Annotated in this window: 1 protein-coding gene; it reads left to right on the top strand. The window is 57.8% G+C overall.

Features of this window, described 5'->3' with window-relative positions; all coding sequences use genetic code 11:
- On the top strand, window positions 1-1327 hold a 1327-nt coding region (locus tag CW742_RS12310; RefSeq protein ID WP_292420790.1), incomplete at its 5' end, for an FMN-binding glutamate synthase family protein.
- Window positions 1328-1604 lie beyond the last annotated feature (277 nt).

The following is a 1604-nucleotide window of genomic DNA, read 5'->3' as shown; positions in this document are numbered from 1 at the left end:
CAAGGGAACCAAGGCCGACCCGGACTCAGCGGTTTTCTCCTCCGTTGATACCGAGACCGAGTACGGCTGGTCCAAGAAAGTCCAGATGAAGGTCCCGATCTTTACCGGTGCCCTCGGATCGACCGAGATTGCCCGGGCAAACTGGGAGCACTTCGCTGTCGGTGCAGCGATTGCCGGTATCACCCTTGTCTGTGGTGAGAACGTCTGCGGTATCGATCCGGGCCTCAAGCTTGACTCCAAGAAGAAGGTCACGGCATCTCCCGAGATGGACCGCCGGATCAACACGTACAATAAATTCCACAACAAGTACGGTGAAATCCTCGTCCAGATGAACGTAGAGGACACCCGCCTCGGTGTTGCCGAGTACGTTGCAAGCAAGCACAACCTCGACACCATCGAGCTCAAGTGGGGACAGGGCGCAAAGTGCATCGGCGGCGAGATCAAGGTCAAGACCCTTGAGCGCGCCATCGAGCTCAAGAAGCGCGGCTACATCGTCCTCCCCGACCCGACCACGAAGGAGAACCAGGCAGCCTTCAAGGCCGGCGCCATCAAGGAATTCGAGCGCCACTCCCGCCTCGGCTTTGTCACCAAGGAAGGGTTCCTTGAAGAGATCGACCGGCTCCGCGACATCGGTTTCAAGCGTGTGACATTAAAGACCGGTGCGTACTCCATGGTCGAGCTCGCAATGGCACTCCGCTACTGTTCGGAAGCCAAGATCGACCTCTTAACGATCGACGGTGCACCCGGCGGTACCGGCATGAGCCCGTGGCCGATGATGAACGAATGGGGTATCCCGACGTTCTACCTGCAGGCACTCACGTACGAGTTCGCCACCAAGCTCGAGAAGAAGGGCTACCGCGTCCCCGACCTCGCCATGGCCGGCGGGTTCTCAGACGAGCCCGGCGTCTTCAAGGCGCTCGCTATGGGCAGCCCGTACTTCAAGGCGGTCTGCATGGGCCGTGCCCTCATGATCCCCGGATTCGTGGGCAAGAACATCGAGAAGTGGATCAAGGACGGCGAACTGCCAAAGTCCGTGTCCAAGTACGGCAACAGCATGCAGGAGATCTTCGTCTGCTACGAAGAACTCAAGGAGAAGTACGGCACCAAGATGAAGGAGATCCCCATGGGTGCAGTCGGTATCTACACGCACGCATCCAAGTTCAGGACCGGCCTCCAGCAGCTCATGGCAGGCAGCAGGAACTTCAACCTGTCCACCATCAGCCGCGACGACCTGATGGCCCTGACCGAGGAAGCAGCCGGCGTCTCGGGTATCGATTACGTCATGACTGCCCGGTACGACGAAGCCATGGGCGCCCTGCTCGACTAACGGTATTGCTGACAAAATCGTTACGTCTGCGCCGGGATTTTCCCGGCACTTTTTTTATTAAGTCCGGCACATCCGGATGGTTAATTACTATTGCGGCAGAGATTCTTACCACGAATCATGATCCCGTGGCTCAATTCCAATTTCCGGCATTTCAAACCCACTGCGGCAATCGCCATCAATGCCACGCGGCACATGAACAAGATTGAGAGGAAGAAACTTTTTTCCCCGGATATCGAGCCGATGCGGACAGCCGAAGGGCGCTGGTTCGAAGCGATCG

Origin of the sequence: Methanoregula sp. (assembly GCF_002835825.1) — an archaeon.
In the GTDB taxonomy this organism is placed as follows: domain Archaea; phylum Halobacteriota; class Methanomicrobia; order Methanomicrobiales; family Methanospirillaceae; genus Methanoregula.
This window is presented reverse-complemented; position numbering and strand designations above follow the sequence as displayed.